Source organism: Neisseria sp. HMSC078H04 (genome assembly GCF_001838135.1).
Classification (GTDB): Bacteria; Pseudomonadota; Gammaproteobacteria; order Burkholderiales; family Neisseriaceae; genus Neisseria.
The window spans coordinates 187,897-214,405 of the sequence record NZ_KV835849.1; the positions used below are offsets into that span (position 1 = coordinate 187,897).

The 26,509-nt window shown below is 49.8% G+C and carries 29 protein-coding genes; 14 read left to right on the forward strand and 15 right to left on the reverse strand.

The features are described from left to right. Positions 1-46: 46 nt before the first annotated feature. From efp to HMPREF2560_RS06630, 3 genes are read right to left on the reverse strand one after another with little or no spacing between them, the layout of a single operon-like run. Positions 47-607, reverse strand: coding sequence for an elongation factor P (gene efp / locus HMPREF2560_RS06620; RefSeq protein WP_070608205.1), 561 nt, complete (start codon positions 605-607; stop codon positions 47-49). Positions 608-649: 42 nt separating this feature from the next. Continuing rightward, a complete protein-coding gene (gene earP / locus HMPREF2560_RS06625; protein ID WP_070608206.1) occupies positions 650-1,807 on the reverse strand; it encodes an elongation factor P maturation arginine rhamnosyltransferase EarP in 1,158 nt (385 codons plus the stop codon). Between the two features lie 31 nt (positions 1,808-1,838). Further along, positions 1,839-2,117 carry a hypothetical protein gene (locus tag HMPREF2560_RS06630; protein ID WP_070608207.1) on the reverse strand — a complete coding sequence of 93 codons (279 nt, stop codon included), beginning with the start codon at positions 2,115-2,117 and terminating at the stop codon, positions 1,839-1,841. A gap of 102 nt (positions 2,118-2,219) precedes the next feature. Here HMPREF2560_RS06630 and nadE point away from each other — a divergent pair, with 102 nt between their 5' ends. After that, positions 2,220-3,008 (forward strand): NAD(+) synthase, encoded by a 789-nt coding sequence (gene nadE, locus HMPREF2560_RS06635; protein ID WP_070608208.1) that lies wholly within the window; start codon positions 2,220-2,222, stop codon positions 3,006-3,008. Positions 3,009-3,076: 68 nt separating this feature from the next. Here the strand turns inward: nadE and HMPREF2560_RS06640 are convergent, their stop codons facing one another. Next, complete coding sequence (locus HMPREF2560_RS06640; protein ID WP_070587794.1) at positions 3,077-3,277, reverse strand: protein MIGRI; 201 nt, start codon at positions 3,275-3,277, stop codon at positions 3,077-3,079. Positions 3,278-3,393: 116 nt separating this feature from the next. On the opposite strand from HMPREF2560_RS06640, the gene HMPREF2560_RS06645 reads away from it, so the two are divergent. Further along, a complete protein-coding gene (locus tag HMPREF2560_RS06645; protein WP_070829567.1) occupies positions 3,394-4,533 on the forward strand; it encodes a homoserine O-succinyltransferase MetX in 1,140 nt (379 codons plus the stop codon). Next, positions 4,530-5,111, forward strand: coding sequence for a methionine biosynthesis protein MetW (metW, locus tag HMPREF2560_RS06650; protein WP_049329691.1), 582 nt, complete (start codon positions 4,530-4,532; stop codon positions 5,109-5,111). The genes HMPREF2560_RS06645 and metW overlap by 4 nt, the downstream gene beginning before the upstream one ends. A gap of 94 nt (positions 5,112-5,205) precedes the next feature. On the opposite strand, the gene HMPREF2560_RS06655 is transcribed toward metW, so the two are convergent. Together HMPREF2560_RS06655 and HMPREF2560_RS06660 are read right to left on the reverse strand one after the other, a co-directional pair. Beyond that, the gene (locus HMPREF2560_RS06655; protein ID WP_070829569.1) at positions 5,206-5,670 is read right to left on the reverse strand and encodes a low molecular weight protein-tyrosine-phosphatase; all 465 of its coding nucleotides are present in this window, start codon (positions 5,668-5,670) and stop codon (positions 5,206-5,208) included. A gap of 86 nt (positions 5,671-5,756) precedes the next feature. Beyond that, positions 5,757-6,857 carry a conjugal transfer protein gene (locus HMPREF2560_RS06660; protein WP_070608210.1) on the reverse strand — a complete coding sequence of 367 codons (1,101 nt, stop codon included), beginning with the start codon at positions 6,855-6,857 and terminating at the stop codon, positions 5,757-5,759. A 205-nt stretch (positions 6,858-7,062) separates the two neighbouring features. On the opposite strand from HMPREF2560_RS06660, the gene gloA reads away from it, so the two are divergent. After that, positions 7,063-7,476: a lactoylglutathione lyase gene (gene gloA / locus HMPREF2560_RS06665; protein WP_003685011.1), complete on the forward strand. Its 414-nt coding sequence runs from the start codon at positions 7,063-7,065 to the stop codon at positions 7,474-7,476. A gap of 52 nt (positions 7,477-7,528) precedes the next feature. On the opposite strand, the gene HMPREF2560_RS06670 is transcribed toward gloA, so the two are convergent. After that, positions 7,529-8,278, reverse strand: a complete 750-nt coding sequence (locus HMPREF2560_RS06670) for a lysophospholipid acyltransferase family protein (RefSeq protein ID WP_070608211.1) — start codon at positions 8,276-8,278, stop codon at positions 7,529-7,531. A 59-nt stretch (positions 8,279-8,337) separates the two neighbouring features. Next, on the reverse strand, positions 8,338-9,093 hold the full coding sequence (locus HMPREF2560_RS06675) for a GNAT family N-acetyltransferase (RefSeq protein ID WP_070608212.1): 756 nt from the start codon (positions 9,091-9,093) through the stop codon (positions 8,338-8,340). 177 nt (positions 9,094-9,270) lie between these two features. Here HMPREF2560_RS06675 and HMPREF2560_RS06680 point away from each other — a divergent pair, with 177 nt between their 5' ends. From HMPREF2560_RS06680 to HMPREF2560_RS06690, 3 genes are all read left to right on the forward strand, one after another. After that, positions 9,271-10,203 (forward strand): AEC family transporter, encoded by a 933-nt coding sequence (locus tag HMPREF2560_RS06680; protein WP_070608213.1) that lies wholly within the window; start codon positions 9,271-9,273, stop codon positions 10,201-10,203. Positions 10,204-10,385: 182 nt separating this feature from the next. Then, a complete protein-coding gene (gene dnrN, locus HMPREF2560_RS06685; protein WP_070608214.1) occupies positions 10,386-10,859 on the forward strand; it encodes an iron-sulfur cluster repair protein DnrN in 474 nt (157 codons plus the stop codon). 157 nt (positions 10,860-11,016) lie between these two features. After that, positions 11,017-11,742, forward strand: a complete 726-nt coding sequence (locus HMPREF2560_RS06690) for a DUF8095 domain-containing protein (RefSeq protein ID WP_070608215.1) — start codon at positions 11,017-11,019, stop codon at positions 11,740-11,742. Positions 11,743-11,784: 42 nt separating this feature from the next. On the opposite strand, the gene HMPREF2560_RS06695 is transcribed toward HMPREF2560_RS06690, so the two are convergent. After that, entirely contained in the window at positions 11,785-12,750 is a 966-nt protein-coding gene (locus HMPREF2560_RS06695) for a tRNA dihydrouridine synthase (protein WP_070608216.1), read from the reverse strand. A gap of 83 nt (positions 12,751-12,833) precedes the next feature. On the opposite strand from HMPREF2560_RS06695, the gene HMPREF2560_RS06700 reads away from it, so the two are divergent. Both HMPREF2560_RS06700 and HMPREF2560_RS06705 read left to right on the forward strand, forming a co-directional pair. Then, positions 12,834-14,408: a glycosyltransferase family 2 protein gene (locus HMPREF2560_RS06700; protein WP_070608217.1), complete on the forward strand. Its 1,575-nt coding sequence runs from the start codon at positions 12,834-12,836 to the stop codon at positions 14,406-14,408. A gap of 225 nt (positions 14,409-14,633) precedes the next feature. Beyond that, positions 14,634-15,962 carry an anaerobic C4-dicarboxylate transporter family protein gene (locus tag HMPREF2560_RS06705; protein ID WP_070608218.1) on the forward strand — a complete coding sequence of 443 codons (1,329 nt, stop codon included), beginning with the start codon at positions 14,634-14,636 and terminating at the stop codon, positions 15,960-15,962. A gap of 70 nt (positions 15,963-16,032) precedes the next feature. On the opposite strand, the gene HMPREF2560_RS06710 is transcribed toward HMPREF2560_RS06705, so the two are convergent. Further along, positions 16,033-16,458, reverse strand: coding sequence for a DUF4124 domain-containing protein (locus HMPREF2560_RS06710; protein ID WP_070608219.1), 426 nt, complete (start codon positions 16,456-16,458; stop codon positions 16,033-16,035). A gap of 189 nt (positions 16,459-16,647) precedes the next feature. On the opposite strand from HMPREF2560_RS06710, the gene guaB reads away from it, so the two are divergent. Beyond that, entirely contained in the window at positions 16,648-18,111 is a 1,464-nt protein-coding gene (gene guaB / locus HMPREF2560_RS06715) for an IMP dehydrogenase (protein ID WP_049333375.1), read from the forward strand. A gap of 294 nt (positions 18,112-18,405) precedes the next feature. Beyond that, entirely contained in the window at positions 18,406-19,425 is a 1,020-nt protein-coding gene (waaF, locus tag HMPREF2560_RS06720; protein ID WP_070873794.1) for a lipopolysaccharide heptosyltransferase II, read from the forward strand. A 143-nt stretch (positions 19,426-19,568) separates the two neighbouring features. On the opposite strand, the gene HMPREF2560_RS06725 is transcribed toward waaF, so the two are convergent. The 3 genes from HMPREF2560_RS06725 to rlmJ form a co-directional block, all read right to left on the reverse strand. After that, complete coding sequence (locus tag HMPREF2560_RS06725) at positions 19,569-20,543, reverse strand: class 1 fructose-bisphosphatase (RefSeq protein WP_070826165.1); 975 nt, start codon at positions 20,541-20,543, stop codon at positions 19,569-19,571. Positions 20,544-20,610: 67 nt separating this feature from the next. Next, positions 20,611-20,964, reverse strand: a complete 354-nt coding sequence (locus HMPREF2560_RS06730) for a hypothetical protein (protein WP_070826166.1) — start codon at positions 20,962-20,964, stop codon at positions 20,611-20,613. Between the two features lie 130 nt (positions 20,965-21,094). After that, positions 21,095-21,940, reverse strand: a complete 846-nt coding sequence (gene rlmJ / locus HMPREF2560_RS06735) for a 23S rRNA (adenine(2030)-N(6))-methyltransferase RlmJ (protein ID WP_070608223.1) — start codon at positions 21,938-21,940, stop codon at positions 21,095-21,097. Between the two features lie 125 nt (positions 21,941-22,065). Between rlmJ and HMPREF2560_RS06740 the strand changes: the two genes are divergently transcribed. After that, positions 22,066-22,680 (forward strand): riboflavin synthase, encoded by a 615-nt coding sequence (locus tag HMPREF2560_RS06740; RefSeq protein ID WP_003683409.1) that lies wholly within the window; start codon positions 22,066-22,068, stop codon positions 22,678-22,680. A 17-nt stretch (positions 22,681-22,697) separates the two neighbouring features. Beyond that, the gene (locus HMPREF2560_RS06745) at positions 22,698-23,564 is read left to right on the forward strand and encodes an ATP-binding protein (RefSeq protein WP_036472369.1); all 867 of its coding nucleotides are present in this window, start codon (positions 22,698-22,700) and stop codon (positions 23,562-23,564) included. Between the two features lie 65 nt (positions 23,565-23,629). Here HMPREF2560_RS06745 and HMPREF2560_RS06750 read toward each other — a convergent pair whose 3' ends face one another. Continuing rightward, positions 23,630-24,058: a Spy/CpxP family protein refolding chaperone gene (locus HMPREF2560_RS06750; RefSeq protein WP_070608224.1), complete on the reverse strand. Its 429-nt coding sequence runs from the start codon at positions 24,056-24,058 to the stop codon at positions 23,630-23,632. 277 nt (positions 24,059-24,335) lie between these two features. On the opposite strand from HMPREF2560_RS06750, the gene rpe reads away from it, so the two are divergent. Further along, positions 24,336-25,016, forward strand: coding sequence for a ribulose-phosphate 3-epimerase (gene rpe, locus HMPREF2560_RS06755; RefSeq protein WP_070608225.1), 681 nt, complete (start codon positions 24,336-24,338; stop codon positions 25,014-25,016). 105 nt (positions 25,017-25,121) lie between these two features. Here the strand turns inward: rpe and HMPREF2560_RS06760 are convergent, their stop codons facing one another. Then, positions 25,122-26,504 (reverse strand): phosphomannomutase/phosphoglucomutase, encoded by a 1,383-nt coding sequence (locus tag HMPREF2560_RS06760; protein WP_070608226.1) that lies wholly within the window; start codon positions 26,502-26,504, stop codon positions 25,122-25,124. Between the last annotated feature and the right edge of the window lie 5 nt (positions 26,505-26,509).

Sequence of the window (26,509 nt, forward strand, 5' to 3'; positions counted from 1 at the left end):
AAAGGCCGTCTGAATATTCAGACGGCCTTTTTGTGTTACGGGCTGATTAAGCACGTTTGCGGAATTCGCCGGTACGGGTATCGATTTCGACTTTGTCGCCGTTTTCGATGTAAGACATCACTTGGATTTCAGTGCCGCCGACCAGACGCGCGGTTTTCATCACTTTACCGGAGGTATCGCCTTTAACGGCAGGCTCGGTGTATTCAACTTCGCGAACGATGATGGTAGGCAATTCTACGGAGATTGGGTTGCCTTCGTAGAAAGTGACTTCACATACGTCTTCCATGCCGTCAACGATGAATTTCAACGCGTCGCCGATGTTGTCGGCTTCGATTTCGTATTGGTTGAATTCTTCGTCCATGAAGACGTACATTGGGTCGGCAAAGTAGCTGTAAGTACAGTTTTTGCGGGCCAAGATTACGACGTCGAATTTGTCGTCGGCTTTGTAAATGCTTTCAGAAGCGGCACCGGTCAGCAGGTTTTTCAGTTTCATGCTGACTTTGGCGGAAGAGCGGCCGCCTTTGATGTATTCGGTTTTTTGAACGACCATAGGATCGTTGCCGACCATGAATACGTTGCCGGCGCGCAGTTCTTGTGCTGTTTTCATTGTAGTTTTCCAATCAAATCGGTTGTAATAAAACGCGCTATTTTAGCGTATTTTTTTGTGCTTTGAAATAAAGGCGGCAAGTTTTTCGATGGCACTTTTTTGGGTAAAAAGTCCGTCCCGCCATTTTGCCGCGCTTTGCCGCCATTCGTTTTGGTGTGCCGTCAGGGTTTGCCATGCTTGCAGGCGCTGGTTGTCGCTGAGTGCTTTACCGTTGTTGAGTTCGTCGGAAAGGAGACAGTGTGCCGTGGCGACAACATCCGGATAAACCTGATGCGCTTTGTCCCAAAACGCGTGCAGTTTGTTGAGATGGATATTTTCTTCTTGCGGATAGATGTACCAAAAGAAAGGCTTTCCGGCGAGCTGAGCGCGAACAAAGCTGTCTTCACCGCGTATGACGGCGCCGTCGGCAAGGTTGAGCAGTTTGTCGAAATCCTGTTGGGGGACAAAAGGGATTTTGATCAGGGTAATGTGTTCGCTCTGATACATATCGCCGTCTTCAAGCAGGGCATTTTGCGGCACTAGGCCGCTGTTTTTCAGGCTGGCGATAATTTGTGTACCTGCAAGCAGCAGGGTAATGGGTTGGCCGGCCTGTTGCCACATGGTCAGCCATTTTGCCCAAATATCGCTTTGATAGCCGAAAAGCAGCCATTCGGGCGTGTTTTTTGTGGAAAGTTTGAGTTGTCGGCGCAAGGCTTCCGTATCAAAGCGGGCAGATTCGGCGTAATCGCGTTCGCGCAGCAGGCCGCCGCTTTTTTCGCTGAAACCCATAAACCAAAAATATTTCTGTATGCCGCCGGCTTGGGGTGAGGGCATTAAGTGCAACCTCTCGTTGCTGTCTTCCGCGCTGAGGTATTCCCAGTTGAGCCAAAGCGGTTGGTGTCGGCGGATGATGGATTGAACGTTGTCGGGCAGTTCGCAGGCGAAGGTTTCGATGACGATGTCGGGGGTAGGGGCTGTATCGGTATCTTCGGCATGGTCGGCTTGCCAAGCGTGAATGCTGATGCCTTGATGGATATTGGGAATCGAGGCTAAGTCAGGGCAGAGTGCCTGAAGGGATGGGAAATCGTCTGTCCATAAATGCACTTGCCAGCCGAGTTCCCGTTGCAAAACACGCGCCAGCCGCCATGAAACGCCGATGTCGCCGAAGTTGTCGATGACGTTGCAGAAAATCCAGCAGGTATAAGGTGGGGTGGTGTTCATGGAAAAATATGCCCAAGGCCGTCTGAAAACATCAGAATGCGCCGAAATAGTGGAACAAATAAACAATCAGCAAAACAATCGGGATAAACATCCAAATGCTTTGCCGTTTCAATTCAGGCTCTTGTTTGAGGTGGTGTTTGATGACGTCAAAGAGGACGAATTTAAATAGGAACGTGGCTTCGCAGGCAAGGATGATGCCGTTGATGAGGTGTTGCGTTTTGTCTTCGGGCGGGTTGAGGGCAAACCATAAAAGGGTGGTGAGCGGAATCAGGCAGACAACGAGCCAGCGCAGAAGGATGGGTTTGGACATGGTGTGTGTGCAAGAAATAAAAAGGGCATTATACCCTGTCGTCTTTCAGACAAGTGCAAATCAGGCTATCATTCGTTTTATTTGAAGCGAACATTTATCCCTATGCAAACCCAAGCCATCATCCGCCATATTGTTCAATGGCTCAAAGATTACGCCGAGCAGGCGCATGCCAAAGGTTTTGTCGTCGGCGTATCCGGCGGCATCGATTCTGCCGTGGTTTCCACCCTTGCAGCGCAAACCGGTTTGTCGGTTTTGTTGTTGGAAATGCCGATTCGTCAGAAATCCGACCAAGTCAACCGCGCGCAAGAACACATGGGCCGTCTGAAACAGCGTTATCCCAATGTAAAAGCGCAAAGTGTCGATTTGACCCAAACTTTTGATACTTTTGCCGATACCGTTGATGTCAGCGAAACCGAATTTCCCAACAAACAGCTGGCACTTGCCAATGCACGCAGCCGCCTGCGCATGACGACGCTTTATTATTACGGCCAGCTGCATGGTTTGCTGGTGGCGGGGACAGGCAACAAAATTGAAGATTTCGGCGTCGGTTTTTTCACCAAATACGGCGACGGCGGCGTGGACATCAGCCCGATTGCCGATTTGACCAAAACTCAAGTGTACGCGTTGGCAGCCGAGTTGGACGTATCGGAAGACATTCAAAAAGCTGTACCGACAGACGGCCTTTGGGATACCGAGCGTACCGATGAAGAGCAAATGGGCGCATCTTATCCCGAACTCGAATGGGCGATGAGCGTGTACGGCAGCCACAAGCCTGAAGATTTTGAAGGCAGACAGCGCGAAGTTTTGGCAATCTATACACGATTGCACAAAGCCATGCAGCACAAAGTCAATCCGATTCCGGTTTGCAAGATTCCGGAAGAATTGTTTTAAGTTTGAATATCAAAAGGCCGTCTGAAAACGCTGGATTAAGGTTTTCAGACGGCCTTTTATATTTTATTTCAATAAGAATTGGGAATATGCTTGAAAAACAGCATCATCAAATACCAAAACAGCGTAGCCGTCGCCGCGCCCAGTAATACCCACGCGCTGATTTTGGCGATTTCCCGAATGGTGCGCTTTTGTTTGCGGCTGAACAGACGGTTCACAATCAATGCCGCGATGGCGCAAAAGAAAAAAAATCGTAAAAGCCTGCCTATCATTCTACATCCTCTCAAAAATATTGCCTTTAATTAAGGCAGGCCGTCTGAAGCCTCATGCACAAAACACAAACGAAACGTTATAATACCCCTTTTGCCGCTTCACTTGGAAATTACAAATGACAACAAATGCCTCAGTGGGCATTGTAACGCCCCAGAAAATCCCGTTTGACACACCGCTTGCTCTGGAAAACGGCAAAACCTTACCCCGTTTCGACCTGATGATTGAAACCTACGGCACACTCAATGCCGACAAAAGCAATGCCGTCCTGATCTGCCACGCCCTGTCAGGCAATCATCACGTTGCCGGCAAGCACAGTGCGGAGGATAAATACGCCGGCTGGTGGGACAATATGGTTGGCCCCGGCAAACCCATCGATACCGAACGCTTTTTCGTTGTCGGTTTGAATAACTTGGGCGGCTGCGACGGCAGTACCGGCCCTTTGTCCGAAAACCCTGAAACCGGCCACGAATATGGCGCGGATTTTCCGGTGGTAACCGTCAAAGACTGGGTGAAGTCCCAATCCATGCTTGCCGATTATCTCGGCATTCAAAAATGGGCGGCCATTGTCGGCGGCAGTTTGGGCGGTATGCAGGCATTGCAATGGACGATTTCTTTGCCTAAACGCGTTGCCCACGCGCTCGTTATCGCTTCCGCGCCTAAACTCTCCACTCAAAACATCGCGTTTAACGATGTTGCCCGTCAAGCCATTTTGACCGATCCCGATTTTCATGAGGGAAATTACCGCAGCCATCATACCGTTCCTTCACGCGGTTTGCGTATTGCGCGCATGATGGGACACATCACCTATCTTGCTGAAGACGGCTTGGGTAAAAAATTCGGCCGCGATTTAAAATCAGACGGCTATCAGTATGGTTACGGCGTTGAATTTGAAGTGGAATCTTATCTTCGCTATCAAGGCGACAAGTTTGTCGGCCGTTTTGATGCCAATACTTATCTGCTGATGACCAAGGCACTCGACTACTTCGACCCGGCCGCCGATTACGGCCACAACCTCACACGCGCCGTAGAGAATGTGCAGGCCAAATTTTTTGTCGCCAGCTTTAGTACCGACTGGCGCTTCTCGCCGCAACGTTCGCATGAATTGGTCAAGGCGTTAATCGCCGCGCAAAAATCCGTGCAATACATTGAAGTCAAATCCAATCACGGCCACGATGCCTTCTTGATGGAAGACGAAGCCTATATCCGTGCGGTTGCTGCTTACATGAACAACGTTTACAAGGACTGCCAAAAATGAATCTGCGCGACGATTTGCAACTCATTTACGATTGGATACCCGAAGGCAGCCGCGTACTCGATTTAGGCTGCGGTGACGGCGAGCTGTTGGCCGCGTTGGTGGAACATAAAAATTGCACCGGCTACGGTGTTGAAATCGATACCGACAGCGTGATTGCCGCCATATCCCGCGGTGTGAACGTCATTCAGGCCGATTTGGAAGAAGGTTTGGTGGCTTTTGGCGATCAAAGTTTTGATGTGATTGTCTTGAGCCAAACCATTCAGGCGATGCAGAACACGGAAAAAATCTTGCGCTGCCTGATGCGCGTAGCTAAACAGGCGATTGTCAGCTTCCCTAACTTCGGCTATTGGCGCAACCGCTTCCAAATTGCCATTGGCGGCCATATGCCGGTTTCCGAGCGGATGCCGTATCATTGGTACGATACGCCCAATATCCATTGGTGTACCCTCAAAGACTTTGATTTGCTGTGTGCCAAAAACAAAATCCGCGTGCTTGAGCGTGCGGTCATGACGGGCAACCGACAGGTCAAACATCTGCCGAATTTATTAGGCAGTCTGGCGTTTTATCGCGTAGGTTGATTGCGGTCATAGATAAAGGTCGTCTGAACAGGTAATCACGAAAGCATGGCTTTTGAGATACTTGTTCAGACGGCCTTTTATTGTTCAAGCCGATTTAAGCCTGTTTCAGTTTTTCCAACAAGGCCAAACTGCCGGCATCGACCAGACGGTAGGTTTCGTCAAAGTCGCCTGTGTACCACGGATCGGGAACGTGGTTGTAACCTGAATCGGGGATAAGGTCGGTCAGTTTGAAGATTTTACCGGGGTGGAAGCCGAGCTGCTTTTCGGTTTCTCTGAGGTTGTTGTCGTCCATCACGATGATGTAGTCGAAATGATCGGCATCGCTGGGTTTGATTTTGCTGCTGGTAAAGCCTGACGGGTCGATGCCGTGTTGCTTGAGCGTGCGGCGCGTGCCTTCGTGCATGTTTTCGCCGTCGTGCCAGCCTGATGTGCCTGCGCTGGCTGTAATGACGGCATTGCCCATGCCTGCTTCGCGTGCACGGTGGCGCAGGACGTATTCGGCCATGGGGGAGCGGCAGATGTTGCCGAGGCAGACGAAAAGGATTTTGTGGGTTTTCATGTTTGTGAAAATGAGCGGTAAGGTTTGAAAATCAATGCAACACGCTAAACCGTTTTCAGACGGCCTTGGCGTGTTGCATTTTCAATTTAGTTTACATTGCTGAAGAAAGGATTATGACCTTCCAGTTTCAACGCTTGGGCATAAGTAGGGATGTTCTCGTTTTCGCCCAATGGGTTGTGCAGCAGGTAGAGGTGCTCGATTCGGCATTCGGCCATCAGGTCGAGGAAGTTTTGCTGAACGATGGCGATATTGTCGGTTGAGGCCAGCTCCCAAGTGAAGGTCTGCGGAACGATTTCAAACGCGCTGTCGGTCGCGTTGAAGCTAAACTGGAGCTTGCCGTCCGCCTTGGCTGCGGCAACAACGCCGACGCGCGGGCTTTGCATACGGATGGCGCGGATGGCGTTGGTGGCAAAAACGTCCATGGCCATGCGTTGGCGGGTGTGGCTGCCGTCGGTAAGCGCGTCAAGCGGCGTATTGGGCGAGAGCGGGTTGGTAAAGAGGGTAACGCCGTCAAGGGCGAGATGCTCTTGCCAAACCTGCATCAATGGCAGGCCTGCCTGTTGCAGGTTGAGGCCCAAGGCCGTCTGAATGTCTTTATTGCCGTAGCCCAGCGCGTAAACAACATGGACGGATTGACCTTCGGGCAGCGTCAATGGTTTGTATTCGAATTTTTGCAGGAATGCGCCTGCCGCTTCATCATTTTGCTTGGCTTGGAACCAGTCGCCCGGGGTAACGCTGCTCAAGTCGGTAGATTGGACGAGGTAGGGCAGCCATTGCGTGTTTTGCGTAAGGGCGCGCAGATTAGGGTAGTTTTGCAGGCAGGCGAAGAGGGCTTCGGTAGGCAGCGTGAGCGGCAGGGTTTGTTCTTTTTTGCAACCGGCGACCAAAACGACAGGCAGGGCAAACCATTGGGCTTCGTTATCGTTTTCTGCCTTCAAGACTTCGCCCACGCTTTGAATCAGGCTGGTGTAAGTGCCGACGTCAGGGGCCATGGTCATTGCCAATGAAAGGTTGATGTAATGGTTTTGGCTGAGCATGGTGCGGATTTCGGTTTGCAGTTGGCCGGCCGAAAGCTTGCGTGATGCGGAGGAGGAGTTGTGCGCCAGCTGATAGGCATTGAGCAGAAGGTAGTTTTTGATAGGGCTCTGCGGATAAGGGCGGGTATCTGGAAGAACAAAGGTTTTCATGACGGTTTGAAGTGTTGTGTTGTAAGTGTGGCGATTATAGCAATTTAGTCAGTCGGTGTGCTTGTTAATACATGAAATTCAAATGGCGATAGAGGATACGCTTCATTTCTACACGGTGTATGTATCGGCATTTTCTAAGATGAGGGGGCAAATGCCCGATGTGTTATAATCCATGACCAAACATAATTCAGAAAGGAACAAAATCATGCGCTTGCTTCATACTATGCTGCGTGTCGGCAATCTCGAACGCTCTTTGGATTTCTATCAAAACGTATTGAATATGCAACTGCTGCGCCGCCGCGATTATCCTGAAGGCCGTTTTACTTTGGCTTTTGTTGGTTATGGTGATGAGGCGGACCATACTGTTTTGGAACTGACCCACAACTGGGATACCGAGTCTTATGACTTGGGCGATGCTTACGGCCATATCGCGATTGAAGTCGATGATGCTTATGCGGCGTGTGAGCGTGTCAAAGAAATGGGCGGTAAAGTGGTACGCGAAGCCGGTCCGATGAAACACGGCACGACTGTGATTGCGTTTGTTGAAGATCCAGATGGCTACAAAATTGAATTTATTCAAAAGAAAAGCGGTAGCGATTCGGTGCAATATTCATCTTAAGACATAAGATAATGGAAAAGGCCGTCTGAACATTCAGACGGCCTTTTTTTGATCAGCCCAACTGTTTTTGCTTTTCGCTCAACAGGGCGTGTACGTGAAGCGCGGTAGCATAGCGGTCTTCTCCCGCTTCAATCGGATCGAGGAAATGCAGCTCGACCATGCTGGAAGGTTGGCTGATGACCATGCAGATGGATTGCCAGAGGCTGATGTCGCCGTAGTAGGCAGTGTGCGGATTGGGGCTGCTGCCGTCCGGATTCGGATAGCGGCAGAGTGCCGGAATAATCGGTACGCCTGCATCATAGGCCGTCTGAAAAAAGCTGGGTTTGAACGGCAGGATTTCACGGCCTTCGGTACTGGTGCCTTCGGGGAAAATGGCGACGGTATCGCCGTTTTTCAGTGCTTCGGTCACACCTACAATTTTGGCGGAATTGCCTTTGATGCCGCGGTTGCGCGAGACGTAAACCGTTTGCGCTTTCGTGGCGAGATAACCGACCACCGGCCATTTGGCTACATCGTCTTTAGCCACAAAACGGCCGGGGAATGCGCCGTTGACCGCCATAATGTCCAACCATGAAATATGGTTGCTGATAATCAGCTGACCGCGATCTTCTTGCGGCGGCGTGCCGAAAGTTTGCAGTTTCATGCCGCAGGAAGCGAGCACGCGCAGCGACCATAATTGGATTGCGCGCAGTTTGCGTTTGCTGCTGTAAAAGGGAAACAGAAAAAACATTTCGGCCATGCCGTACAAAAGGCAGCCGGCAATACAGAGAAGACGGAAGATAAAACGGATTTTGGCAGTCATTGTGTGTGTTTTTTTTATAAAGATTAGGCAGGCCGTCTGAAGTTTCAGACGGCCTTTTATTATGAATCGGTTTTAGGGGCAAAACGCTGCAAGTAGCGGTCGGAAAGGTGGCTGATGTCCATCATGATCAGAACATCCGCGCAGTTGAATGCTTCATCGACGCAAGGCTCGCCGCAGAACCACGCGCCTGCTTTGAGATAGCCTTTGATCAGTGCAGGTACAGGCGGATTTTCAGACGGCGTGATGCTGTCCCATTTGAGCGGGTTGAGCGGTTTGACACACCATTGTGCCGGAGCGAGGTATTTGTCTTTCAAAGCATGATACAGGCCCGCCGCATCGTTGCCGCCGTCGCGCATTTCGATACTGCCGCAACCAATCATAAAGCGCAGGTTTTCGTCTTTCATGAATTTGACCAAACCGGTCCACAACAGCATGACCAAACCGCCGTTGCGGTAGTCCGGGTGGGTGCAGGCACGGCCAAGTTCTACGGTTTGCGGCAGGATGTCTTTCAAAGGCTCAAGGTCGAATTCATGCTCGCTGTACCAGCCGCCGACTTTTTTTGCGGTTTCTTCTGTAATCAGGCGGTAGCAGCCGATTACCTCGCCGGTTGCATCGTCGAAGGCGAGCAGGTGGTGGCAATGTTCATCATAAGGATCGACATCGCGGCCGTCATCGCTTTCGATTTCCGCACCCAATTCTTGGGCAAAAACCTGATAGCGCAATCTTTGGGCGGCTTCGATTTCAGCTTGGGTTTCTGCAAGGCGTACGCTCAGGCCGATTTTGGGGCCCGTTTGATTGAAACGGCTAGGGGACATGATGTTTCCTGTTTGAAGAAAATGGCTGATTATAGCGGATATATGGACAGATTTATATTGATTTGCTTTGCGGTAGGGCAAATTATGTCGGGTTGTTGGAAAAAGGCTTCAGGCCGTCTGAATTTGGCATGCCAAGCAGTACAAGCGTAAAATCAACGTTTTTGCCGCTTTTTTATTATGGAAACCTCTTTCCTGCTTGCCGGAAAAATTACCGAGCTGACGCTGATTGTTTTGATGGGCGTGGCTTTGGTGAAAGCCGGGCTGTTGAAATCGGAAAACAGCTACACGCTCTCCGTTATCGCGCTTTACTTGATCAGCCCGTCTGTCATGATTCATGCCTTTCAGATGGACAATACGCCGCAGATTATCGAAGGGCTGAAGCTTTCCGTCACGCTGGCGGTGTTTTTCCATGTGGTATTGATTGTTTTAGGCAGGGTGTTTAAACACTTGTTCAAACTCGATGCGCTCGAACACGCGGCAACGGTGTACAGCAATTCGGGCAACCTGATTATCCCTTTGGTGATGTCGGTCTTTGGTGCGGAATGGGTGATTTACACCAGCGGTTTTATCATGGTGCAGACGTTTTTATTTTGGACGCATCTGCGCCTGTTGATTTGCGGCCGAGGCAATGTGGCTTGGAAAACCATTTTTACCAATATCAACATCTTATCCATGCTGGTCGGGCTGCTGATGTTTGCCTTTCAAATCAAGCTGCCGCATATTGTCGATAATACTTTGGCGACGGTGGGCGGCATGATTGGCCCGGTTGCTATGTTGGTGGCGGGCATGCTTTTGGCTTCTCTGCCGTTGCGCTCGATTATGTGGACGCCAAGGCTTTATCTTGTTGCTTTTTTAAGGCTGATTTTGATTCCGGTATTATTGCTTTTTGCCGTCAAAGTCTGCGGTTTTGCCCATCATGATGCGCATGCGGATACGGTTGTTTTGATCAGCTTTTTGGCAACGACTTCGCCTGCCGCCGCGACAGTTACTCAAATGGCGGTTGTTTACGGCAAAAATGCCCAAAAAGCCAGCGCGATTTATGGGCTGACAACCTTGCTTTGTGTGGTAACCATGCCGGTAATGATTGCGTTATATCGTTGGATTATTTAAGAAAAGGGCAGGCCGTCTGAAACTTTGACTTTATGTTTCAGACGGCCTGTTTGGTATTTTAATTTTGAAAATAACTTTTATTATCAATTAATTAAGCAGTTAAAAAACTATACAAAGCCGTTTGCAGCGTGTATCCTTATATCTAACATTCATCCAATATAAATCTTTAAAGGAACACAGCCATGACCGACTTTACCCTTTGGGAAACCGCGCCTTTCAATTCTACGATTGACCATATCCTGCAACGTTATCACAACGTTCATCGTGCCCAGTTTGAAGAGTTGGTTCCGCTGGCGCAAAAAGTGGCGCAGGTTCATGCAGATACTTTCCCTGCCGAAGTGCCTGATTTGTTGGCCTATATGCAAAACGAGCTGTTGATGCACATGATGAAAGAGGAGCGCATGTTGTTCCCGATGATTAATCAGGGTGTGGGTCGCGGCGCGGCCATGCCCATCAGCGTGATGATGCATGAACACGAAGACCACGATCAGGCCATCGCGCGTTTGGAAGAATTGACCAATAATTTTGAGCTTCCCGAAGGCGCTTGCGGCAGCTGGACCCGTTTGTACGCATTGGCCAAAGAGATGGTGGACGATTTGAAAGACCACATCCACTTGGAAAATGAGATTTTGTTCCCCCGCGTTTTAGCTTCTTAAGAATTGATGTTAATCAAGGCCGTCTGAATGTTCAGACGGCCTGTTCTTTAATCCCTTGCTAAGTTAGTACAATAGTTCTAAAATTTTAATAAAGAAACAAAAATAAGCAGTAAAGGCACACATCCGTTTTTTTGTTTACTTGAGAAGGAGTTTATGAATGAAACATTCTAAAGTTTTACTATTGGGTATTCTGTTTGCTGCTGTGACTGCATACGCCCAAACGACGGACGGTAGCTGGAGTGCTCTGCAGGATACGAAAACAGGTGTGCAGTCGCGACCTTATTATGAATTTGGCAATGTGGTTCAGAAGATTTCTTTTAAGAAAACCGGTAATCCGGAAAATGGTTTGAAAAAGCCTGTCTTGACGGTGTATCGCCAAGGCAAGCTGTTGGGCGAAGCATATAATTTGGAAGCCTATCATGGCACCCCCTTGTTGCCAACCCTGTTTTTGGTAAACGGCAAGTCATTAAATATCAATGACGGCAACGATAGAAAACAATTGGCTTCTGCGAAGAGAATCGATTTTTACGATTTCGGGCGTAGCCGGATCGGCCATGCAGTCTTTACCGCGCCTAACGGCATCTGTCAGGATATGAAACACGGCAAAGGCGTTTCCTACAAGCTGGTTACCAACTATATTGATTTTCCGGATTATCCTGCGCCTGAAAATATCTTGATTATTACTGCGCAAGGCAAATATGAGCAAGACGGCTTCATGTTGGATTCTACCGAGTCAAGGGTGACCAGTGCCAATAAAGAATTTGCCAGAAAATATGGTGAAGCCCTGAAATCTAAGAATGGCCCTGAGACCAGACAGGTAAACATGGCTAATGCAGCCAGTGCGGAAAAAGGCAGACTGTTGGCTGATTATGTATGTAGGTGATGAAATCAAAGGCCGTCTGAAATTCAGACGGCCTTTTTTTAATCATGAATGCATCTCTTGTTCAAACGACAGCAGAATCTGTTTCACTTCATCCACTTCTTTGACAGCGCGGATACGGTCGAACAATACCTGCGCCTGTTCAAACTCTTTTTTCATCATGCCCAGCCACTGTTTCAAACGGGCAACCGGATATTTGTTGTTGGCTTCTTTGGCAAGGCACAAGTCGAAGAATTGGACTATCCATGAGGAGACTTCGGCAAAGTCGGTGTCTTTCACTGTTTCGCCGTTTTCATATTGTTTGATTTGCCGAGCCAAGTCGGGACGGATAACCGCGCCGCGCCCGAGCATCACGCTGTCGCAGCCGCTGACGGTTTTAATATCGAGATAGTCTTGAAGGCTGAACACATCGCCGTTGGCGGTAACAGGAATACTGGCCGCATCGCGGATTTTGCGCACCCATTCCCAATGTGCCGGCGGTTCGTAGCCTTCGACTTTGGTGCGTGCATGGACGGTTAACGCGCATGCGCCGCCGTTTTCAATAGCGGAAGCGCATTCCAATGCCAGACTTTTGTCTTCATAACCGAGCCGCATCTTGGCAGTTAGCGGAATGTGTTGTGGCAGGCGTTGGCGCAGGGTGTGGACGATGTGGTAAATCAAGTCCGGCTCTTTGAGCAAGACCGCACCGCCTTTGTGTTTATTGACCGTCGGCGCGGGGCAGCCGAAGTTGAGGTCGATTTTGTCCGCACCGAAACGCACGGCTTCCAAAGCATTGACGGCCATGTTTTCCGCATCGCTGCCTAAAAGCTGGACAGTACAGGGCGTGCCGGCCGGCGTGCGGTTGGCATGGGCGATTTCGGGAACATATTTAAGCCAAGTGGCGCGTGAGTGGACTGTGTGCGTAATGCGGATAAATTCGCTGACGCATTCGTCAAATCCGCCAATACGCGTCAACAGGTCGCGCATCACATCGTCCACCAGCCCCTGCATGGGGGCAAGAATAAGCTGCATGAGTCAGGCCGTCTGAAAAAAGGAGGACATATTGTAGCGGTATATCGGTTAAAATACAGCTTCCTTTTTCAGACGGCCTTTTTATGATGCACACAATTCCGGCAACCGCCGCCATGTTGGTAAAAAATTCAGAACGTTATCTTTCAGAAGTTTTGAGTGCGCTGAAAGACTTTGACGAAGTCCTGCTATTGGACAACGGCTCGACCGACCGTACTTTTGAAATTGCCAAGGGCTTTCCGAATGTCAGCTATTACAAGCATGACTTTATCGGATTTGGCCCGATGAAAAATCTGGCGGCCAGACTGGCGCAAAACGATTGGATTTTCAGCATAGACAGCGATGAAGTGGCGGATGAGGCTTTAATCGAATCCATTCGTGCGGCCGTTTTGGAAAATGAGAAGGAACATATCTTTTCGCTTTCCCGCCTGAACCATTACCACGGCAGACTGATTAAGGGCTGCGGCTGGTATCCGGATATTATTCCGCGCCTTTATCATCGCAGATTTACCCGTTTTTCCGACCGTCAGGTGCATGAGTCTTTGGTGTTGCCACAGGAAGCCAAGGTTAAACAACTTGATGGCCGTCTGAAACATTATTCTTTTGAAAACGCCGAAGGGCTGATTCAAAAAATGCAGCAGTACAGTTCGCTGTATGCGGAAGAAAACCGCTTTAAGAAAGACAGTTCGCCGTTTAAGGCTTTGCTACATGGCGGCGTATCGTTTGTGAAAAATTACCTGCTCAAACGCGGTTTTGCCTATGGGGCGGACGGGCTGACGATTTCGGTGTCCAACGCGCAAGGTTCGTATTACAAATATGTCAAACTTTACGAGCGCAACCGCACGATAACCGTCTCCCTCATCATCACTACCTACAATCGTCCCGATGCTCTGGAGCTGGTGTTGAAATCGGCTTTATCGCAAACCCGTCTGCCGGATGAGATTATTGTCGCGGATGACGGCTCAAGGCAGGAAACCGCCGAAGTGGTTGATTTTATCCGCCGCAGAACAAGCATTCCTGTCAAGCATTCATGGCAGCCGGATAGAGGCTTTCGTGCCGCCGAATCGCGCAACCGTGCGTTGGCGCAGGCGAAAGGCGATTATATTGTGTTGATTGACGGCGATATGGTCTTGGATCCGTCTTTTATCGCCGATCATTTGAAGATTGCCCGCAAAGGCCGTCTGATACAGGGTTCCCGCGTGATTTTGACTGAGGATAAAACGCAGGATATTTTGGACGAAGGCGATTTGCCTGCTTTGTCCGTGTTCAGCTCGGGAATAGAAAAACGGCTATCCGCCCTGCGCTGCCGTTGTTTGGCCAAACTGGCAGGCCGAAAAGGCAACCGCAAACACAAAGGCATCAAAACCTGCAATATGGGCTTTTTCCGCAGCGATGCGCTGGCCGTCAACGGGTTTGACAATAGCTTTGTCGGTTGGGGCAGGGAAGACAGCGAATTTGTTGCCCGTTGCTATCATAATGGGATGAAACGCCATAATTTGAAATTTGCCGGTATTGCGTACCACCTCTGGCACAATGAGGCGGAACGCGATTCCTTGCCGCAAAATGATGCCTTGTTGGAGGCAACCTTGTCGGAACGCAAAATCCGCTGTGTCCATGGCGTATCTGATTTTATAAAAGATGAAGAAGTAGCCGGAAAATAGCCTTATCATTTCATCTGAATCATAGAGGCCGTCTGAAAATCTTCAGACGGCCTTTTTTTGTGCTTTTAATGAGTCTATTGGTTAAATGAGAATATTATTTATTTGATGTAGATCAGTATGTATAATTAGGTAAAGTATGGTTAGGGAAGAGGGTTTGCTCTATAATCCAACCGTTTGTAATTTTATTTCGGCGAAGGCCGGATTTTGGGAGTTGTGATGTCAACTATGTTTTTTATCCAGTTTGCCGTTGTGCTGCTGTGTATCCTGATTGGCGCGCAGGTTGGCGGTATTGGTTTGGGCGTGCTCGGCGGTATCGGCTTGGCCGTATTGTCTTTTGGTTTCCATCTTCAGCCGACCAGCCCGCCGATTGATGTGATGCTGATGATTATGGCGGTAGTGTCTGCCGCGGCGGCCATGCAGGCCAGCGGCGGTTTGGACTATATGATTAAGATTGCCACGCGCGTGCTGCACCGCAATCCGAAATACATCACTTTTATCGCGCCGGCGGTAACATACACCTTTACCGTGTTGGCAGGTACAGGCCATGTGGCTTACTCGGTCTTGCCCGTGATTGCCGAAGTCAGCCGTCGCAATGGCATCCGTCCTTCCCGTCCTTTGACAATGGCGGTTATCGCTTCCCAATTTGCGATTGTCGCCAGCCCGATTGCCGCTGCCGTTGTTGCCTGCGTCTCCATGCTTGAGCCGCAGCACATCACGATGGCGGACGTGTTGAAAGTCACCGTTCCGTCCACGATTTTGGGTATCGGTTTGGCTTGCGTGTTCGTAAACAAACTAGGCAAAGAGTTGAAAGACGATCCGCATTATCAGGCTTTGTTGAAAGACCCGAACTATGTGAAAGAATACATCGATGTGGAGGAGCAAAAAACCGATGTCACCATTTCGCCGAAAGCCAAATTGTCGGTCGGTATTTTCTTGACTGCGGCATTGCTGGTGGTTGTGATGGGTGCGCTGCCTGAGTTGCGTCCGGCTTTTGAACACGATGGTGCGATCAAGCCTATGGGCATGGCACATACGATTGAAATCGTGATGCTGTCTGCTTCTGCGCTGATTATTTTGGCGTGTAAACCCAATGGCGATGCGATTACCCGAGGTTCGGTATTCCATGCCGGTATGCGTGCCGTGATTGCAGTGTTTGGTGTTGCTTGGTTGGGCGATACCTTGATGAACGGCCACTTGGCAGAAGTGGAATCGACCGTCAGTCATTTGGTTGAATCTGCACCATGGACCTTTGCCTTTGCCTTGTTTATCTTGTCGGTATTGGTCAACAGCCAAGGCGCGACAGTGGCAACGCTGTTCCCAATCGCTATCAAACTGGGTATTCCTGCGCCCATCATCATCGGCACATTTGTCGCGGTAAACGGCTATTTCTTCATTCCGAACTACGGCCCGATTATCGCTTCCATCGACTTTGACGTAACCGGTTCAACCAGAATCGGCAAATTTATCTTCAACCACAGCTTCATGATTCCGGGCTTGTTGAGCATGGCATTTAGTCTGGCGTTCGGTTTGTTGTTGGTTCAACTGTATTATTGATGGACTGAACGATGAAGGCCGTCTGAAATTTAATTTCAGACGGCCTTTTTTGATATTGTTATTTGAGAGCTTAATTGCAGTATTTATTGACGTCGTTTTGGTATTGTTTAATCAGGCTGTCGCGATTGGCCAAGCGTGCGCTTTCGGCGACTTGGCGGTTGATTTTGGCGATTTTGCAGTTTTCCAGCTTATTTTGGCGGTTTTGCTCTTCGATTTTTTTATTGCGTTCTTCAATTTGTTTGTTTTGTTCCGCAACCTGTTCGTTGGGTTGCTCAGCAACCGGCTCAGATGCCGCCGAAGCAGGTGCAACGGCAGGTTTGACATTGTGCGTGCGGATGTTGACCACGCCGGAACGCTTCGGTTGCAGGCGGTTTGGCGTATCGGAATAGCTGTTGCCCGATGCGCCTTTCCAAGTGTACACCTCGGCCGCGCCGGTCAGGGCGGCGGAAGAGAGAAGGGCTGTTATCAGACAGGTTTTGAGTACGGAAGATTTCATGGGTTTCCCTTATGTAAATGATGTTCTCATGCGGCTTATTTTACTTGAAACTGCAATGCGTTGGCATATTTTTGTACGCTAAATCAAATCATGTAAAAAAATAACGTTAAAACGTGTATTGCCAATGTTAGCATCAAGCCGGTGTGATATAATGCCGTGCATCTTGCACAAACTGAAAGACCGAGCATCATGCGTATTGTAGAAAAAGCCTATACTTTCGACGACGTTTTGTTGGTTCCAGCGCACTCAAACGTGCTGCCTCGAGATGTCAAACTTCAAACCAAACTCACCCGCGATATCACGCTCAACCTCCCTCTACTTTCTGCTGCAATGGATACCGTTACCGAAGCGCGTCTGGCCATTTCTATGGCTCAAGAAGGCGGCATCGGCATCATCCATAAAAACATGACGCCGGAGTTGCAAGCGCGTGCCGTTTCCAAAGTGAAGCGCCATGAGAGCGGCGTGGTGAAAGATCCCGTTACCGTTGCGCCGACCGCATTGATCCGCGAAGTCTTGGAAATGCGCGCACAACGCAAACGCAAAATGTCCGGTCTGCCTGTTGTGGAAAACGGCAAAGTAGTCGGTATCGTGACCAACCGCGACCTGCGTTTTGAAAACCGTGTCGATCTGCCGGTTTCTGCCATCATGACCCCCCGCGACCGTTTGGTTACCGTTCCTGAAGGTACCAGCATCGATGAGGCCCGCGAAATCATGCATGCGCACAAAGTTGAGCGTGTTTTGGTATTGAACGACCAAGATGAACTCAAAGGTCTGATTACAGTTAAAGATATTCTGAAAACAACCGAATTCCCTAATGCCAACAAAGATGCCGAAGGCCGTCTGCGCGTCGGTGCCGCGGTGGGTACCGGCGGCGATACCGAAGAGCGCGTCAAAGCATTAGTAGAAGCAGGCGTGGACGTGATTGTGGTTGATACTGCCCACGGTCATAGCCAAGGCGTTATCGATCGCGTGCGCTGGGTAAAAGACACCTATCCGCACATCCAAGTCATCGGCGGCAACATCGCTACTGCTAAAGCTGCTTTGGATTTGGTGGCTGCAGGTGCGGATGCCGTTAAAGTCGGTATCGGCCCGGGCTCGATTTGTACGACCCGTATCGTGGCAGGCGTAGGCGTGCCTCAGCTGACTGCGATTCACAATGTTTCCGAAGCCCTGAAAGGTACAGGTGTTCCCCTGATTGCCGACGGCGGTATCCGCTTCTCCGGCGATATTGCCAAAGCACTTGCTGCCGGCGCATACAGCGTCATGCTCGGCGGTATGTTTGCCGGTACGGAAGAAGCACCGGGCGAAATCGAACTCTACCAAGGCCGCTCTTACAAGTCTTACCGCGGCATGGGTTCGTTGGGTGCGATGAGCCAAGGCTCTGCCGACCGCTACTTCCAAGACAAAACCGACAGTACAGACAAATATGTTCCTGAAGGCATCGAAGGCCGCGTTCCTTACAAAGGCCCGATTGTGAACATCATCCACCAGCTGACCGGCGGCCTGCGCTCCAGCATGGGTTATTTGGGTTGCGCCAATATTGCTGAAATGCACGAGAAAGCAGAATTTGTGGAAATCACTTCTGCCGGCATGAGCGAATCCCACGTTCACGACGTACAAATCACTAAAGAAGCGCCTAACTACCATCGTTAAACCAGTATAAAAAGGTCGTCTGAAAATATTTCAGACGGCCTTTCTGTTTTTATAAGGTTTTAAAAATGAAGCAAATATTGCTTGCCGCTGTTTGGTCTGGTGTTTCAGGTTGGGTATTTGCAGAACTTGCCGGATAAATTGGGAAGACAAACGATTCACGCGCTCAAGCCAGAGCGCATCTGTTGAAATAATATGTATCAACTAGTACGTTCTGATCTAGGCGATTAAACCGAGTTTCAGACGGCCTTTTAAAAATCGTATTACAATAAGCCAAAATTAAAAACACATTCCATTATGTCCAAAAAAATCCTGATTATTACCCCAAGCTGGATTGGCGACTGCGTCATGACCCAACCGCTTTATCGCCGTTTGCATGAGCTGCATCCCGGCTGCACCATTGATGCTTTTGCGCCCAAATGGTCGATGGCCGTATTTGAGCGTATGCCTGAAATCAACCGTGTGATGGAAAATCCGTTTGGACATGGTGCGTTGGAATTGAAAAAACGCTGGCGTATCGGGCGCGAATTGGGAAAAGAAGGCTATGATCAAGTGATTGTTTTGCCCGGTTCGCTCAAATCCGCCATCATTGCCTTGGCTACGGGTATTAAGCAGCGTACGGGCTACGTCGGCGAGTCGCGCTATTTTTTGCTGAACGATATCCGTAAGTTGGATAAGGCAGCATTGCCTCTGATGGTTGACCGCTATACTGCGCTGGCGCATCCGACCCAAGCGGATTTTAACGGGCATTCCGATAATCCCTGTTTCACGATTGATTCCGAAAGCCGTCAAGCCGCTTTGGCAAAACATGGTTTGACGACGGATAAACCGATTTTGGCATTTTGTCCCGGTGCGGAATATGGCCCGGCCAAGCGTTGGCCTGCGCGTCATTTTGCCGAACTCGGCCGCCGATATTTGGCCGAGGGTTGGCAGGTTTGGCTGTTTGGTTCGCAAAAAGATTTTGATATTGCAGATGAAATCAACCGACTTTCAGACGGCCTGTGTACCAATCTTTGCGGCAAAACTAATCTTCCGGAGGCGATTGATCTGTTGTCTTGCGCCGATACGGTCGTGTGCAACGACAGCGGTCTGATGCACCTTGCGGCCGCGCTTGATCGGAAATTGATTGCGGTTTACGGCTCATCCAGCCCTGACCATACGCCGCCTCTAAGCCAAAAGGCAAAAATCATCAGTTTGAATTTGGATTGCTCGCCTTGTTTCAAGCGAGAATGTCCGTTGGGGCATACGGATTGTTTGAACAAGCTGACGCCGGATATGGTGCAAAAAGCGGCGGAAGAGCTGGCTCGTTCGGCGTAATCCAATAAAGATTAGACGGAAAACAGTAAAGGACAGATTTGAGTCTGTCCTTTTAATCTTTCGTTTCTTTTATTTTTTAACCAAAGGCCGTCTGAAAATCATATTTCAGACGGCCTTTTTTGGTTTGAAATCAATACATCTGATTATTTTTGATGCAGATTGTAAACGTATTCGACTTCTTCGCGGCTGCCCATGAATACGGCAACACGTTGGTGCAGGCCGGTAGGTTGGATGTTGAGCATGGCTTCGATGGCGTTGTTTGATGCGCCGCCGGCTTGTTCCATAATCAGGCTCATCGGGTTGGCTTCGTACATCAGGCGCAGTTTGCCCGGTTTGGATGGGTCGCGTTTGTCTTGCGGATACATGAATACGCCGCCGCGCATCAGGATGCGGTGAATTTCGGCAACCATGCTGGCTACCCAGCGCATATTGTAGTTTTTGCCGCGTACGCCGGTTTCGCCTGCCAGCAATTCGTCAATGTATTGTTGAACAGGGGCGAACCAATGTCTTTGGTTGGACATATTGATGGCGAATTCTTTAGTAGATTCGGGAACGCGCGGATTTTCTTTGGTCAGCAGGAATTGGTTGGCATCGTCCAGAGTGAAGACGAATACGCCGTGACCGACAGTCAGTACCAGTTGGGTTTGCGGACCGTATAAAACATAACCTGCGGCCACTTGGTCGCGGCCTTTTTGCAGGAAGGATTCGGTAGTCAATGCGCCTTCAGGTTTCGCCAAGATGGAGAAGATGGTGCCGACGGAGATGTTGACGTCGATATTGGAAGAGCCGTCCAGCGGATCAAACAATACCAAATAGCCGCCGTTTTCGTGTGTGGCGACATAGGTGTCTTCTTCTTCGCTGGCAAGGCCTGCGATGTTGGCATTGGTTTTTAAAACATCAATCATGATGTTGTTGGCGATGACGTCAAGTTTCTTTTGGTCTTCGCCTTGGATGTTGCCGGTACCTGCCATGCCCAAAACGCCGGAAAGCGCGCCGAGGCGGACTTTGGCGTTAATGTACAAACAAGCGGAGGCTACGGATTCCAATACGCTGGCCAGCTCTTGCGGCAGTTTGTGTTCGGGCAGGTGTTGGGCTAAGAATTGGTTCAGTGTCTTCATGGTTTCACTCTTTTCCTAAGTTTGAATCGGGCATTTTTCAATTTCAGGCCGTCTGAAAACGGCGTGTTCATTTGGTTTTGCTCTCGGCCATGCCTAAAACTTCTTTAGTGCAGGCGATGCTGGTGTCTTTGATGCGTTTTTTCAGCTCGTCGCTCATGGAGTCGCTGCCGCCCAAAAGCGAGGTTGCTTCTTCAGGATTGATTTGGTCGACTGTTTTTTCGCCGATACAGCGGCAGATTTTTTCAGTGGTCGCGGAATCAAACGGGCTTTTTCCTGCGGCTTTTTCTACGCAGGCTTTGGTTGCCGAGCGGACAAATTCGGTGCGGAAACTTTGGGTAAATTCTTCTTTAAATTCGTTTTTTGCTGATTCGCTGCACGCGCAGAGCAGGAGTGTGCAGGCTAGGGGTGTGCGTATATTCATGAGTGGACGGTCGTTAATTGTTATGTTGTGAATTGTAGTGGAAAAAGGCTTAAGTATAAAGGGTTAAGGCCGTCTGAACGGGTATGGCGGCAAAATCGAAGCGCTTGGGTATGCGTTCAGACGGCAGCGTTTATTTCGTTTTGCTTTCCAATACATAATGCGCGCCTGCATCTTGCGCCAAAATTTTGGAAAGTTCGGGCAGATTGTTTTGTAACTGTTCGGCAAGCATATAGGGCGGGTTGATGACGAACATACCGCTGCCGTGCATACCGAAACCGTCGCTGCGCGGCGTATGGACATGAAGCTCGGCATGGAGATAATTGTCGGGAGCGATTTTTTTGAGTTCGTCCGGCAATTTGCGGCTTTCTTCGCGGCTCAGGCAGGGATACCAAACCATGTAGCAGCCGGTTTCAAAGCGTTTCAAGGTATCTTTCAAGACTTGGCCGACGCGGCGGTAGTCTTGTTTTTCTTCGTAGGGCGGATCAATCAAGACGGCGGCGCGGCGAGGCGGAGGAGGTAAGAGTGAAATCAAGCCTTGATAACCGTCCGCTTGGCTGACCTGCACTTTACGCGCAGGACGGACTTCGCGCATATTGTTTTGTAAATGGACAAAATCGGCAGGGTGCAGCTCAAAGAGGCGCATTTTATCGCTGTCGCGCGTGAGCGCCTGTGCCAGCCAAGGCGAGCCGCAGTAAAGGTTGTCTTGCGGCAGTATTTGTTTCAGACGGCCTACAAATTCGGCCAATTCGGCAGGCAGCTTGTCAGCTTGTTCCAAGAGCGCAATGCCTTGTTTGTATTCGCCGACTTTTTGCGCTTCATCGCTGCTCAAATCATACAAACCGGCACCGCTGTGCGTATCGATATACCAATAGGGCTTGTCTTTGTGGTTGAAATATTCGAGGACGAGGAAGAGGGTAAAGTGCTTGAGCATATCGGCATGGTTGCCGGCATGGAAGGCGTGGCGGTAGCTGAGCATGATCGGGCTGCGGAAATAAAAATCCGATTATACCCCAAACCATCGCCATCACCGCTTTCAGACGGCCTTTGTGCCTGGAAAATGCTACAATATCCGCCTTATCGTACCATCGGAAAGAAGACATCATGTTTACAGGCATCGTACAAGGCATGGGCAAAATTACAGATATCGCCCAACCTTCGCCCGACTTTCGTACCCACACAGTTGAGTTGCCCCCCGAAATCGCCGACAATCTGCAAACCGGCGCCTCTGTCGCCAACAATGGTTGCTGCCTGACCATTACCCGAATTGACGGCAACAAAGTCAGCTTTGATTTGATGGACGAGACCTTACGTAAAACCAATCTCGGCAGCTTGAAAGTCGGCGACAGTGTCAATTTGGAACGCGCGGCACGGTTTGGCGACGAAATCGGCGGCCATGTGATGAGCGGCCATGTGATGGCGGTTACCCGAATTTCCCGAATTGAATCAAGCGAGTTCAACCGTACAGTTTGGTTTGAGCTGCCGGAAAACCTCAAGCCCTACATCCTGACCAAAGGCTTTGTCGGTTTGGACGGTTGCAGCCTGACCATAGGCGAAGTCAGCGACAGCGAATTTTGTGTACACCTGATTCCGGAGACTTTGGAGCGTACCCTGTTTGGCAGTCGCAAAGAAGGCGACCTCATCAATATTGAAATCGATCCGCAAACCCAAGCCGTTGTCGATACCGTGATGCGTGTATTGGCTCAAAAGGCCGTCTGAAAAAAAAGAAAGCCAAAATGAAATTATCCAATTTTTTGAAAAAAGCGAATTCCGTTTTAAACCGTCTGGATTTAATCCTGCCTGACGAAGCCGGTAAAACCGACTGGCGCGCTTTGGCCTACCGTTGGCACAGTGTGGGCAAAAAAGGTATTTTGGAAAGCCTGCCGCGTCCGCATACGTTTCCTTTGAGCAGATTGGCGGCAGTCGGTTCGCAAACCGACCGGCTGAAACGCAATACCGAGCAATTTTTGGCAGGTCGTCCGGCAAATAATGTCTTGATGACCGGCGCGCGCGGTACGGGGAAATCCTCCTTGGTTAAAGCGTTGTTGCACGAATACGCTGAGCGTGGCCTGCGACTGATTGAAGTGGACAAAAGCGATTTGATCAGTCTGCCGGCTTTGTTGACGTTGTTGTCCGAGCGCCCTGAGAAGTTTATCGTTTTCTGCGATGATTTGTCGTTTGAAACCGGCGATGAGACCTATAAAGCCTTGAAAACTGCTTTAGACGGTGGACTGTCGCAACGTTGCACCAATGTTTTGGTTTATGCCACTTCCAACCGTCGTCATTTAATTCCCGAATACATGGATGAAAACGGCGGTACTACGGGCACTCGCGGCGAAATCCATCAGAAAGAGGCCGTCGAGGAAAAAATCTCCCTTTCCGACCGCTTCGGCTTATGGCTGAGTTTTTATCCTTTCGATCAAAACGATTATCTGACCGCTGTTGCCAACTGGTTGGACGATTTCAATGTGCCTTTTGACGATACGGCGCGCCAAGCCGCATTGCAATGGGCGCAAATGCGCGGCAGCCGTTCAGGCCGCTCGGCATGGCAGTTTGCCTGCGACTGGGCAGGCCGGTTGCCGGAAGAAAGAGTGTTGGATTAAGGCTGAAAAAGCAAAGGCCGTCTGAATATGGTTTCAGACGGCCTTTTTGTATTTTTATTTATCCATCAGCGCAAGCATGAAGACAACCATTGCTGGCGTTGGCGCGGATTGAGCAGATGGTAGAGGCGGTATTGGATTTCCATTTCATCCACCGCATAGTCCATGCTGGAGAGGTAGCGGTTTTCAACATAATCGCGGGCGGCGTTTGAGTCAAATGAGTCGCCGGAGAGGATTTTGATGATGGTTTGACGGCGATTGCGGTCGGAGCGTACGGTTTTACGGTAGGCTTTATCGTTGATTTGTTTGAAGTCGGTACGCAGGCGGCGCAGGGCGGCGTGTTGGTCGGCGGATAAATTGAGCTGTCGGATGTCGCAATTCGGGTGGAAGTCGTCCAAAGTAGCCAGAAACGGACCGGCATGTGCAGGCAGACTGGAACAGAGTAGGGCGAGTGCTAAGAAAATAAAAGTCGGATAGCGGGAAAGTGCAACAAACACGGTGTTTTCCTAATGTTTCATCAGGTTTGGAAATATAACCGATAAGCGTGTGAAAGGCAGTATCAATGCAGTTAACTTTTGTTAATGATGTTAGATTTTTTTGCACATGTATGTAATCTAATAATTTATTTTCAAAGCCTTACTATGTGATTATAAGTTTCATTAATGTATATGAAATGTAAATTCATAAAAATGACGGTAGAGACGTTGTCGGCGGCATACAACATAGGGTTAAAAATGCGATAATGACAAAGGAACACACTTTAGGAGAATAAACATGACTGACTACCGTATTGCCCCCAGTATTTTGTCTGCTGATTTTGCCCGTTTGGGCGAAGAGGTTGCCGAAGTTATCCGTGCCGGTGCGGATTTGATTCATTTTGACGTGATGGACAATCATTATGTGCCGAATCTGACTTTCGGCCCTATGGTTTGCGCGGCTTTGAAACCGTATGCAACCGTGCCGGTCGATGTGCATTTGATGGTTGAGCCGGTGGACGATTTGATTCATGCGTTTGCCAAAGCCGGTGCCAATATCATTACCTTTCATCCGGAAGCCAGCCGCCATGTCGACCGCAGCTTGGGTTTGATTAAAGAATACGGCTGTCAGGCAGGCTTGGTATTGAATCCTGCTACGCCGGTCAATATTCTGGAAAACGTTTTGGACAAACTGGATATGGTGTTACTGATGTCGGTTAACCCGGGCTTCGGCGGACAAAGCTTTATCCCGAATACGCTGGTGAAAATCCGCAAAGTGCGCGAGATGTTGGACGAGTATGAACGGCAAAGCAGCCGCCATATCGCATTGGAAGTCGATGGTGGCGTGAAGACAGACAATATTGCTGAAATTGCAGCGGCGGGTGCGGATACGTTTGTGGCCGGTTCGGCGATTTTTGGCAAACCGGATTACAAAGCCGTTATCGATGAAATGCGTCAACAGTTGGCGCAAGTCGGATAACTAAGCCGGGATATTCTTGGTTTCCAAACTTTGGAATCATCAATGTTTAATATAAAAGGCCGTCTGAAATGATTTTCAGACGGCCTTTTGCTTTAGCCTAAACCCTTACAGCGGCCATTTTAATGCAGGATTGCTTTCAATGACTGCTTTGAATTGGTTTTGAATACGCTCAATCGCTTCTTGTGTATCCGCTTCAAAACGCAATACCAAAATCGGCGTGGTATTGGAAGCACGCATCAGGCCGAAGCCGTCAGGGAATTCAACGCGCAAGCCGTCGATGGTGATGATTTCGGTCGCACCTTCAAACTTGGCATTGGCAGCCAGCTCTTCAATCACTTTGTGGCCGTTGCTGCCTTCCGGCAGGTCGATGTTGAGTTCCGGAGTGGAAATGCTTTGCGGTAGCTTGTTCAACACTTCGGACGGATTGTCGAAGGCAGACAGGATTTCCAAGAGGCGTGCGCCGGCATACATACCATCGTCGAAGCCGAACCAGCGTTCTTTAAAGAAAACGTGGCCGCTCATTTCGCCGGCAACCAGTGCGCCGGTTTTTTTCATGGTGGATTTGATGAAGCTGTGGCCGGTTTTTTCCATCACAGGTTCGCCACCGTGTTCTTTAATCCAAGGCGCGAGCAGACGGGTGGATTTGACGTCGAAAATCACTTTGGCTTGGGGATTGCGGCTCAACACGTCTTGCGCGAAAAGCATCAGTTGGCGGTCCGGATAGATGATGTTGCCGTCTTTGGTGACCACGCCCAAGCGGTCGGCATCGCCGTCAAATGCCAAGCCGATTTCGGCATCGCTGTTTTTAAGCTCGACAATGAGGTCTTGCAGGTTTTTCGGTTTGGAAGGATCAGGGTGGTGGTTAGGGAAATTGCCGTCCACTTCGCAGAAAAGTTCGGTCACTTCATTGCTCAAACCTTTGTAGAGTTTGCCTGCAAATGCGCCGCCGACACCGTTGCCCGCGTCGATGACGATTTTCATCGGGCGTTTGAGCTTGATGTGGCCGACGATGTTGTTGTGGTATTCGCCGGAGATGTCTTTTTCGGTTACGCTGCCTTGTTTGTCGGCGGAAACAAAACCGTCTTTTTCAACAATAGCTAAAAGTTCTTGAATGGCTTCGCCTGCGAGCGTGTCTCCGCCGAGCATCATTTTGAAACCATTGTAATCGGGCGGATTGTGGCTGCCGGTAATCATCACGCCGCTGCCGCCGCATTCGTTGATGGCTGCGAAGTAGAGCATAGGGGTGGCAACCATGCCGACGTTGAGGACGTCGATGCCGCTGTCTGTAAAACCGCGTTGAATTTGTGTCATCAGGCCGGGGCCGTTCAAACGGCCGTCGCGACCGAGTGCGATGCGGGTAATGCCTTTTTCGGAGGCTTTGGTGGCAATGGCTTTGCCAATTAAGTAGGCAGCTTCGTCGGTCAGGGTTTTACCGACGATGCCTCGGATGTCGTAGGCTTTGAAAATGTCGCGGGCGATATTTGCCATGTGGA

Bases quoted from the DNA above. Each gene is read 5' to 3' on its own strand.
- efp (WP_070608205.1), bottom strand. From the start codon at position 607: ATGAAAACAGCACAAGAACTGCGCGCCGGCAACGTATTCATGGTCGGC.
- earP (WP_070608206.1), bottom strand. From the start codon at position 1,807: ATGAACACCACCCCACCTTATACCTGCTGGATTTTCTGCAACGTCATC.
- HMPREF2560_RS06630 (WP_070608207.1), bottom strand. From the start codon at position 2,117: ATGTCCAAACCCATCCTTCTGCGCTGGCTCGTTGTCTGCCTGATTCCG.
- nadE (WP_070608208.1), top strand. From the start codon at position 2,220: ATGCAAACCCAAGCCATCATCCGCCATATTGTTCAATGGCTCAAAGAT.
- HMPREF2560_RS06640 (WP_070587794.1), bottom strand. From the start codon at position 3,277: ATGATAGGCAGGCTTTTACGATTTTTTTTCTTTTGCGCCATCGCGGCA.
- HMPREF2560_RS06645 (WP_070829567.1), top strand. From the start codon at position 3,394: ATGACAACAAATGCCTCAGTGGGCATTGTAACGCCCCAGAAAATCCCG.
- metW (WP_049329691.1), top strand. From the start codon at position 4,530: ATGAATCTGCGCGACGATTTGCAACTCATTTACGATTGGATACCCGAA.
- HMPREF2560_RS06655 (WP_070829569.1), bottom strand. From the start codon at position 5,670: ATGAAAACCCACAAAATCCTTTTCGTCTGCCTCGGCAACATCTGCCGC.
- HMPREF2560_RS06660 (WP_070608210.1), bottom strand. From the start codon at position 6,857: ATGAAAACCTTTGTTCTTCCAGATACCCGCCCTTATCCGCAGAGCCCT.
- gloA (WP_003685011.1), top strand. From the start codon at position 7,063: ATGCGCTTGCTTCATACTATGCTGCGTGTCGGCAATCTCGAACGCTCT.
- HMPREF2560_RS06670 (WP_070608211.1), bottom strand. From the start codon at position 8,278: ATGACTGCCAAAATCCGTTTTATCTTCCGTCTTCTCTGTATTGCCGGC.
- HMPREF2560_RS06675 (WP_070608212.1), bottom strand. From the start codon at position 9,093: ATGTCCCCTAGCCGTTTCAATCAAACGGGCCCCAAAATCGGCCTGAGC.
- HMPREF2560_RS06680 (WP_070608213.1), top strand. From the start codon at position 9,271: ATGGAAACCTCTTTCCTGCTTGCCGGAAAAATTACCGAGCTGACGCTG.
- dnrN (WP_070608214.1), top strand. From the start codon at position 10,386: ATGACCGACTTTACCCTTTGGGAAACCGCGCCTTTCAATTCTACGATT.
- HMPREF2560_RS06690 (WP_070608215.1), top strand. From the start codon at position 11,017: ATGAAACATTCTAAAGTTTTACTATTGGGTATTCTGTTTGCTGCTGTG.
- HMPREF2560_RS06695 (WP_070608216.1), bottom strand. From the start codon at position 12,750: ATGCAGCTTATTCTTGCCCCCATGCAGGGGCTGGTGGACGATGTGATG.
- HMPREF2560_RS06700 (WP_070608217.1), top strand. From the start codon at position 12,834: ATGATGCACACAATTCCGGCAACCGCCGCCATGTTGGTAAAAAATTCA.
- HMPREF2560_RS06705 (WP_070608218.1), top strand. From the start codon at position 14,634: ATGTTTTTTATCCAGTTTGCCGTTGTGCTGCTGTGTATCCTGATTGGC.
- HMPREF2560_RS06710 (WP_070608219.1), bottom strand. From the start codon at position 16,458: ATGAAATCTTCCGTACTCAAAACCTGTCTGATAACAGCCCTTCTCTCT.
- guaB (WP_049333375.1), top strand. From the start codon at position 16,648: ATGCGTATTGTAGAAAAAGCCTATACTTTCGACGACGTTTTGTTGGTT.
- waaF (WP_070873794.1), top strand. From the start codon at position 18,406: ATGTCCAAAAAAATCCTGATTATTACCCCAAGCTGGATTGGCGACTGC.
- HMPREF2560_RS06725 (WP_070826165.1), bottom strand. From the start codon at position 20,543: ATGAAGACACTGAACCAATTCTTAGCCCAACACCTGCCCGAACACAAA.
- HMPREF2560_RS06730 (WP_070826166.1), bottom strand. From the start codon at position 20,964: ATGAATATACGCACACCCCTAGCCTGCACACTCCTGCTCTGCGCGTGC.
- rlmJ (WP_070608223.1), bottom strand. From the start codon at position 21,940: ATGCTCAGCTACCGCCACGCCTTCCATGCCGGCAACCATGCCGATATG.
- HMPREF2560_RS06740 (WP_003683409.1), top strand. From the start codon at position 22,066: ATGTTTACAGGCATCGTACAAGGCATGGGCAAAATTACAGATATCGCC.
- HMPREF2560_RS06745 (WP_036472369.1), top strand. From the start codon at position 22,698: ATGAAATTATCCAATTTTTTGAAAAAAGCGAATTCCGTTTTAAACCGT.
- rpe (WP_070608225.1), top strand. From the start codon at position 24,336: ATGACTGACTACCGTATTGCCCCCAGTATTTTGTCTGCTGATTTTGCC.
- HMPREF2560_RS06760 (WP_070608226.1), bottom strand. From the start codon at position 26,504: ATGGCAAATATCGCCCGCGACATTTTCAAAGCCTACGACATCCGAGGC.